An 8,144-nucleotide genomic window follows, 5' to 3' on the forward strand; every position below is an offset into this window, starting at 1 on the left:
AGTTGCACCCCAACGGACGAAGGGTGCGACGCGTCACACGCGTCGCACCCTTCATTCATCCGAGATGGCAGCCAGAGGCGATCTCAGCCGCCTCACACGACCCCCTGACATACCCCCGAAGCGTCAGGCGTCGATGACCACCGGGATGATCATCGGTCGGCGGCGCAGCTTGCCGCCGACGAAACCGCCCACGGCGCGCCGGATGACCTGCTGCAGTTGGTGGCTGTCCTTGACACCCTTGTTGCGTGCCTCGAGCAGCGCCTGCTCGATCTTCGGCCGGACGCGGTCGAACACCTCGTCGCCCTCGGCGAAGCCGCGCGTGCGGATGTCCGGGCCGGCGAGGATCGCGCCCGTCTTCGCGTCGCGCACGACGATGACGGTGACGAAGCCCTCGTCACGCAGGATGCGGCGGTCCTTGAGCATGTCCTCGTCGGTCGTACCGACGAGCGAACCGTCGACGTAGACGTACCCGACCGGCACCGCGCCCGTGATGGCAGCCTTGCCGTTGACGAGGTCGACGACGACGCCGTTCTCGGCGAGCAGCACCTGGTCGCTCGGCACACCCGTCGCGGCGGCGAGCTTGCCGTTGGCGACGAGGTGACGCCACTCGCCGTGGATCGGCATGACGTTCTTCGGCTTGACGACGTTGTAGCAGTACAGCAGCTCGCCGGCGGAGGCGTGGCCCGAGACGTGCACCATCGCGTTGCCCTTGTGCACGACATTGGCGCCGAGACGCATGAGGCCGTTGATGAGGCCGTAGACGGCGTTCTCGTTGCCCGGGATGAGCGAGCTCGCCATGAGGATGGTGTCGCCCTCCCCCACGTCGATACGGTGGTCGCGGTTCGCCATGCGCGCCAGCGCCGCCATCGGCTCACCCTGCGAGCCGGTGCAGATAAGCACCTGCTTGTCCTCGGGCATCTGCTCGAGCTTCTTGATGTCGACGAGCACGTTGTCGGGCACCTTGAGGTAGCCGAGGTCGGCGGCGATCGTCATGTTGCGCACCATCGAGCGCCCGACCATCGCGACCTTGCGCCCGTGGGCCTCGGCGGCGTCGAGCACCTGCTGCACGCGGTGCACGTGCGAGGAGAAGCAGGCGACGATGATGCGTCGCTCCGCCTTCTCGAAGACGCGCTCGATCGCGGGCGTGATGTCCTTCTCCGGCGTCGTGAAGCCGGGCACCTCGGCGTTCGTCGAGTCGGTGAGGAACAGGTCGACGCCCTCCTCACCGAGCCGCGCGAACGCGCGCAGGTCGGTGATGCGGCCGTCGAGCGGAAGCTGGTCCATCTTGAAGTCGCCGGTGCACAGCAGGTTGCCTGCGGGGGTTCGGACGAAGACGGCGAGCGCGTCGGGGATCGAGTGGTTGACGGCGACGAACTCGCAGTCGAACGGGCCGATCTTCTCGCGCTGGCCCTCCTTCACCGCCATCGTGTACGGGCGGATGCGGTGCTCCTTGAGCTTCGCCTCGATGAGCGCGAGCGTCAGCGTCGAGCCGATGAGCGGGATGTCGTTCTTCATGCGCAACAGGTACGGCACCGCGCCGATGTGGTCCTCGTGACCGTGCGTCAAAACGATGGCCTCGATGTCGTCGAGGCGATCCTTGAGGTAGTCGAAGTCGGGCAGGATGAGATCGACGCCCGGGTGATCCTCGGGGAAGAGGACACCACAGTCGATGATGAGCAGGCGTCCGCCGTACTCGACGACCGTCATGTTGCGGCCGACCTCGCCGAGACCGCCGAGCGCGATGATGCGCGCACCGTTCTTCGCCAGCGCGGGCGGCGGGCCGAGTTCGAGCGGACTCTTCATCACAGCAGCCCCGCCTTCGTCAGGCCGTCACGCAGGACGGCGTACATCGCCTCGTCCGCGGGCAGCAGCGGCAGGCGGATGGCGTCGGAGTTGATGACGCCCTGCTCCTTGAGGGCGGCCTTCACCATGATGGCGCCCTGGGAGGTGTTCATCAGCGCGTCGATCGCGGGGATGAGCTTGGTGTGGATGGCGCGCGCCGTCGCGAGGTCGCCCGCGTCGACAGCGTCGATCATCGCGCGGAACTCGTTGCCTGCCACGTGGCCGACGACGGAGACGACGCCGACTGCGCCGAGCGCGAGCCACGCGAGGTTGACGACGTCGTCGCCCGAGTACCACAGCAGATCGGTCTCGTCCATGAGCTTCGTCGCCTCGAAGAAGTCGCCCTTGGCATCCTTGACCGCGCGCACCTGGTCGATCGTCGCGAGCTGACGGATCGTGTCGCTCGCGAGCGCCGTCCCCGAGCGCCCGGGGATGTCGTAGGCCATGGCCGGCAGGTCGGTGGCGCCGACGACGGCCTTGAAGTGCTCGACGATGCCCGCCTGCGTCGGCTTGTTGTAGTACGGCGTGACGACGAGGACGGCGTCCGCCCCAGCGTCCGCGAGTGCCTTGGCGGCGCGTACCGAGTGCGCGGTGTCGTTCGTACCGACCCCGGCGGTGATCGCTGTGCGGCCCTTGACGGCGTCGGCGACGGCGCGCACCGTCTCGATGTTCTCCTCGTCGGTCGTCGTCGCCGACTCCCCCGTCGTGCCGTTGACGACGAGGCCGTCGTGCCCGTTCGCGACGAGGTGCTCGGCGAGCTTCTTCACTCCGTCGTAGTCGATCGAGCCGTCCGGTTTCATGGGCGTCACCATGGCCGTGACCATGCGCCCGAAAGGTGTCGTCGTCGTCATGCGCCCAGGTTAGTGCACGAGCGTCCACGTGTGCGGACGCCCGCCGCGCGCGACGTCGCCACCACCAACTCGCCACCACGAAGCGGACGCCGCAGGCGCCTTGTCACCGGCGCGTCCTACAGTGAGGCGCGTGGAGCAATATCACGCACTGCTGAGGCGCATTCTCGACGAGGGCACCCGCAAGGACGACCGCACGGGCACGGGGACGCTCAGCGTCTTCGGTCATCAGATGCGCTTCGACCTGTCCCAGGGGTTTCCCGTTCTCACGACGAAGAAGCTGCACCTGCGCTCGATCTTCGGCGAACTGCTGTGGTTCCTCCGCGGCGACACGAACGTCGCATGGCTGCACGAGCGCAAGATCTCGATCTGGGACGAATGGGCCGACGCCGACGGTGACCTCGGGCCGATCTACGGCCACCAGTGGCGCTCGTGGCCGACGCCGAACGGCGAGACGATCGACCAGATCGCGCGCGTCGTCGAGTCGATTCGCACGAACCCCGACAGCCGTCGTCACATCGTCTCGGCGTGGAACGTCGCCGACGTCGACGACATGGCGCTGCCGCCGTGCCACACGATGTTCCAGTTCTACGTCGCCGACGGAAAGCTGTCGTGCCAGCTCTACCAGCGCAGTGGTGACGTCTTCCTCGGCGTCCCGTTCAACATCGCCTCGTATGCCCTCCTGACCCACATGGTCGCGCAGGTCACGGGCCTCGCGGTGGGCGATTTCGTCCACACGCTCGGCGACGCGCACCTCTACGTCAATCACCTCGACCAGGCGCGCCTCCAGCTGACACGTACGCCGAAGACGCTGCCGACGCTCGTGCTCAACCCCGACGTGACGGCGCTCGACGCGTTCGAGCTCGATGACATCCGCCTCGACGGTTACGAGGCCGACCCCGCGATCAAGGCCCAGGTGGCGGTATGAGCGATGCGCCCCAGCTGACGAGCATCGCCGCCGTCGCCGAGAACGGCGTCATCGGCACGGGCGGCGACATGGCGTGGAACATCCCCGCCGACTTCGCGCACTTCAAGGCGACGACGATGGCTCACCCCATGATCATGGGGCGCACGACGTTCGCGACGATGGGCACCCTGCCCGGGCGCCGCTCGATCGTCGTGACGCACGATCCCGAGTTCGCCCCCGCACAGCCGGCGCGTGACGACACGTCCGTCACCGTCGTTCACTCTGTCGACGAAGCCCTCGAACAGGTCGCCGGCCAGGACGCGTTCGTCGTCGGCGGCGCGCAGATCTACGCCGCGACGATGGACCACGTCACCCGTCTGCTCATCAGCGAGATCCCCCTCGCGCCTGAGGGCGACGCCCACTTTCCCACGATCGACCCGGCCGTGTGGGTCGAGACGCAGCGCGCACCGCGCGACGGGTTCACGCTCGTCATGTACGAACGCCGCACCTCGTGAGCGACGCCCGGCACGAGACGTCGGGAGGTGACGCGCCCGTCGACGTCCGTCATCACCGGACGGCGCACACCCCTGGCGACCACTCCGACCACGACCATCCCGACGCCCTCCACGAGGACGCCGCGGCCGTCAAGAAGGACTCGGTCTCCCTCGCGATCGCGACGGGCGTGTCCGGCGTCAGCTTCGGCGCGCTCGCCATCGCTGCGGGCCTCACGACCTGGCAGACGATGGCGCTGTCGCTGCTGTTGTTCTCCGGCGGTTCGCAGTTCGCCGTCGTCGGGGTGCTCGGTGGCGGTGGGTCGGGAGCGTCGGCCGTCGCGACGTCGTCACTGCTCGGCGTGCGCAACGGCATCTATGGTCTGCAGATCAACCAGTTCCTACGCCCGCGCGGGCTGCGGCGCCTCCTCGCCGCGCAGGTGACGATCGACGAGTCGGCCGCCATGTCGGTCGGGCGCCCCACCGAACAGTTGTCACGCACCGGATTCTGGTGGACGGGCCTGGGCGTCTACGTCATGTGGAACACGATGACGTTCGTCGGCACAGTCGCCGGCAACGCGATGGGCGACCCGAAGAAGTACGGCCTCGACGCCGCCGCCGTCGGCGCCTTCATGGCGCTGCTGTGGCCGCGCCTCGGCACGCTGCAGGGCAAGGTGACGGCGGCGCTCGCCGCGTGCATCGCGCTCGGGTTGTCGCCGCTCACGCAGGCCGGCGTGCCCGTTCTCGCGACGGTCGTCGCGGCCGTCGTCGTCGGCTGGTGGTACTCCACACGGCACGATTCCCCCTCAGCCGACGGCGAGTCGAGCGCCGACGTTCCCGGCGTCGAGACGTCTCGCGCCGATGCGCCCGGTGACGGCGCGACGCCCGGTGGCCCGTCCGACGCCGGCCGGATCGGATCGACGACATGAGCACATGGACGACGGTTCTGCTCGCGAGCGCGTTGTCGTTCGTGCTCAAGTTCATCGGCTATCTCGTGCCGCCGCGCTACCTCGAGGGCAAGCGGACGTCGAACATCGTCGCGCTGCTACCGGTGGCGTTGCTCACCGGCCTCGTGTGTGTCCAGGCGTTCGTCGGCGACGGCGGCCGGGTCGTCATCGACGCGCGCGCAGCGGCGGCCGTCGCAGCGATCATCGCCCTGGTTCTGCGCGCGCCGTTCATCGTCGTCGTCATCGTCGCGGCCGCGACGGCCGCGATCATCCGGTTGTTCTGAGCCGACGCTCCTGGATTCAGATCTCGCTCCCTATGGTGGAGTGAGACCTCAGGACGAGCTTTCGAGGGGATCGATGAGGCGCAGCCCGCCGACCCCGGCGAAATCCTGCGCGTTGCGCGTGGCGAGTGCAGAGCCGGCGGCCAGAGCGATACCGGCGATCTGGGCATCCGCCGTTCCCATGACTCGCCCGACCGACGTAGCACTCGCGAGAACGTGGGCGGTCGCGTGCGCTCACGCAGCGTCTGCAAGAAATTCTTCTCCGGCACGTGGGTCGCTGCCGCGAGAATCGCCCGCACCTCGGCCTCGACGGAACGTCCAGGCTCCGCAGCCTGACGGCGCAGGCGCTCGTGGACGACCTCATCGACATCTGGCATCCTCAGAGTGGCCAAGACGAGCACCTCCTCGGCAGCAAAGCGAGCAAGGAGGTGCTCGTGAGCCCATGGCGAGACTCAGGCGGCTTGGGGCTGCACCTGCCGCTGCACGAGCTGCGTGACGTTCTGGGGCTTCCGCTCGAGCTTCGCGGCGTACTCGTTCGGCAGCGACAGGCGGATGATCGCCCACCAGGCCGACGCGATCTGCTTCGGCAGCGGCCCCGTCACGTAGGACAACCCGTAGCGGCGAGCGATGTCCTGCACCTGCTCGCTGATCTCCGCGTACCGGTTGCTCGGCAGGTCGGGGAACATGTGGTGCTCGATCTGGTAGCTCAGGTTGCCCGTCGCGATGTGCATGGCCCGCGAACCGCTGATGTTCGCCGAACCGAGCATCTGGCGCAGGTACCAGTCGCCGCGCGTCTCCCCGACGATCGACTTCTTCGTGAACGTCTCGACACCACTCGGGAAGTGTCCGCACATGATGACCGAGTGTGTCCAGAGGTTGCGCGTGAGGTTCGCGATGAAGTTCGCCTTGATCGTCTGCTTGCCCGACCCCGTCAGCGCCGAGAGCAGCGGGTGCGCAATGTAGTCCTTCGTCACCTGCTCACGGATCTTGTGCAGCACCTTGCGACCGTCGCGGGCGAATACGTCCTTGTCCTTGCGCCCCTTGAGGTACTTGCCGATCTCCAGGTCGTACGCGGCGATGCCGTACTCGAAGAAGCACGCGTTGATGAAGTTCCACATCGGCTGTGCGAGGTAGAACGGCACCCACTTCTGATCCTCGTCGACGCGCATGATGCCGAACCCGAGGTCGTTGTCGCGCCCGATGACGTTCGTGTACGTGTGGTGCAGCTCGTTGTGGCTGTGCTTCCACAGGTCGGCGGGCGAGGCGTTGTCCCACTCCCACGTACTCGAGTGGATCTTCGGGTCGCGCATCCAATCCCACTGGCCGTGCATGACGTTGTGGCCGATCTCCATGTTCTCGAGGATCTTCGCCACGGCGAGCCCCGCCGTCCCGATGACGAACGCCGGCTTCTTCTTCGAGAACAACAACAGTGCCCGCGACCCCATCTCGAGGCCACGCTGCACCTGGATGACACGACGGATGTACGCCGCGTCCTTCTCGCCCCGGCTCTCGACGACCCGTGCACGCACCGCGTCGAGCTCCTCACCGAGACGCTCGATGTCGGCGCGGCTCAGGTGAGCGATCGGGTTGTGGTCCTTCTTCTGCAGTGCGGTCATGCGACAGCCATCCTTCTTCGTCGTTCTCGTCGTGCGGTTCGTCATGGTCGTGGTTCGTCGTGAGGCGCCCGAGCCGATCTCGCGCCCGGCCGGCGCCCTGCACAGGCGTCGAATTCAGCGTCCGATCGTGCAGTCCCCGGCGGCGGAGGAGATGCAGGTCTGCACCATGACGCCGTCGCCGTCAGTGCCGCTCGTCACCTCGCCGGTGCGCATGTCGCGCACCGCGCCGGAACGCAGCGGCAGCACGCAGCCGTAACAGATGCCCATGCGGCATCCGCTCGGCACGAGGATGTCGGCGGCCTCGGCCGCGTCGAGGATCGACGTCTCGCCGCTGACGGCGACCTCCCGCGTCGTCGTGCCCATGACGATGGTCGCGGTGCCGCCCTCCCCCGGTTCGGCGAGCTCGACGACGAAGTTCTCGGTGTGCAGCTTGTCCTCGACGCCATTGAGTTCGGCGAACTCGCGCAGCATCCGCAGCATCCCGGCGGGGCCGCACGCGTACACCTCACGATCGCGCCAGTCGGGTACGAGATGGTCGAGCTCGGCCGGTTCGAGCCGGCCCTCGAGGCGTGTGTGGCGCTCGACGAGGGTGATGGCGCCACGCTCGTGCAGCCCGCGCAGCTCGTCGGCGAAGATGACGTCCTCGGGGTGGCCGGCCGAGTGCACGACGACGATGTCGTGCGTGCGTTCGCCGTCGGAACGCTCGCCCTCGGCGGCGAGACGGTGGCGCAGCATGCCCATGACGGGGGTGATGCCGGAGCCGCCAGTGACGTACAGCGTCGGCTCGACACCTCCCGTCCAGACGAACTCGCCGCTCGCCTGTTCGAGGTGCACGATCTGGCCGGAGCGCAACGACTCGTGCAGGTGGGAGCTGACGAGCCCGCCGGAGAGTGACTTGACGGTGATCGTGATGCGCCCGTCGTCGCGCGGCCCCGACGTCACCGAGTACGCACGCCACAGGCGCACCCCGTCGACGTCGACGCCGACGCGGATGAACTGCCCCGGCACGTGCCCTGCCCAACCGAGGCCCGGCTGCAGCGTGACGGTCGCGGCGTCCGCCGTCTCGGGGTGCACGTCGACGACGCGGGCGCGCAGGTAGCGGGGGCTGCGCAGCGGGTCGACGAGGTCGAGGTAGTCGTCGGGCAGCAGCGGCGTCGTCAGGGTGCGCACGGCGTTCCAGGCGAGATGCTTCAGGCGGGCGGAGGCCCGCCG

8 protein-coding genes are annotated in these 8,144 nt (G+C 68.1%); 4 read left to right on the forward strand and 4 right to left on the reverse strand.

Translation table 11 applies throughout. The annotated features are described in order from the left end of the window. Nucleotides 1–123: 123 nt before the first annotated feature. Nucleotides 124–1,803 (reverse strand): ribonuclease J, encoded by a 1,680-nt coding sequence (locus AX669_RS09485; RefSeq protein ID WP_062258077.1) that lies wholly within the window; start codon nt 1,801–1,803, stop codon nt 124–126. Then, nucleotides 1,803–2,693 carry a 4-hydroxy-tetrahydrodipicolinate synthase gene (gene dapA / locus AX669_RS09490; RefSeq protein ID WP_062258078.1) on the reverse strand — a complete coding sequence of 297 codons (891 nt, stop codon included), beginning with the start codon at nt 2,691–2,693 and terminating at the stop codon, nt 1,803–1,805. The genes AX669_RS09485 and dapA overlap by 1 nt, the downstream gene beginning before the upstream one ends. Before the next feature lie 130 nt (nt 2,694–2,823). On the opposite strand from dapA, the gene AX669_RS09495 reads away from it, so the two are divergent. From AX669_RS09495 to AX669_RS09510, 4 genes are read left to right on the forward strand one after another with little or no spacing between them, the layout of a single operon-like run. Continuing rightward, nucleotides 2,824–3,618 carry a thymidylate synthase gene (locus tag AX669_RS09495; protein ID WP_062258080.1) on the forward strand — a complete coding sequence of 265 codons (795 nt, stop codon included), beginning with the start codon at nt 2,824–2,826 and terminating at the stop codon, nt 3,616–3,618. Further along, nucleotides 3,615–4,112, forward strand: coding sequence for a dihydrofolate reductase (locus tag AX669_RS09500; protein WP_062258083.1), 498 nt, complete (start codon nt 3,615–3,617; stop codon nt 4,110–4,112). The genes AX669_RS09495 and AX669_RS09500 overlap by 4 nt, the downstream gene beginning before the upstream one ends. Continuing rightward, complete coding sequence (locus AX669_RS09505) at nt 4,109–5,017, forward strand: AzlC family ABC transporter permease (RefSeq protein WP_062258085.1); 909 nt, start codon at nt 4,109–4,111, stop codon at nt 5,015–5,017. Before AX669_RS09500 ends, AX669_RS09505 begins: the two co-directional genes overlap by 4 nt. Continuing rightward, nucleotides 5,014–5,319, forward strand: a complete 306-nt coding sequence (locus AX669_RS09510; protein ID WP_038567630.1) for an AzlD domain-containing protein — start codon at nt 5,014–5,016, stop codon at nt 5,317–5,319. Before AX669_RS09505 ends, AX669_RS09510 begins: the two co-directional genes overlap by 4 nt. Before the next feature lie 449 nt (nt 5,320–5,768). Here AX669_RS09510 and AX669_RS09515 read toward each other — a convergent pair whose 3' ends face one another. Together AX669_RS09515 and AX669_RS09520 are read right to left on the reverse strand one after the other, a co-directional pair. After that, on the reverse strand, nt 5,769–6,932 hold the full coding sequence (locus AX669_RS09515) for an acyl-CoA desaturase (RefSeq protein WP_038570627.1): 1,164 nt from the start codon (nt 6,930–6,932) through the stop codon (nt 5,769–5,771). A gap of 114 nt (nt 6,933–7,046) precedes the next feature. Next, nucleotides 7,047–8,144: ferredoxin reductase (locus AX669_RS09520; RefSeq protein WP_062258093.1), on the reverse strand; the 1,098-nt coding region annotated here is incomplete at its 5' end.

The organism is Dermacoccus sp. CCH2-D9 (assembly GCF_001556795.1).
In the GTDB taxonomy this organism is placed as follows: Bacteria; Actinomycetota; Actinomycetes; order Actinomycetales; family Dermatophilaceae; genus Dermacoccus; species Dermacoccus nishinomiyaensis.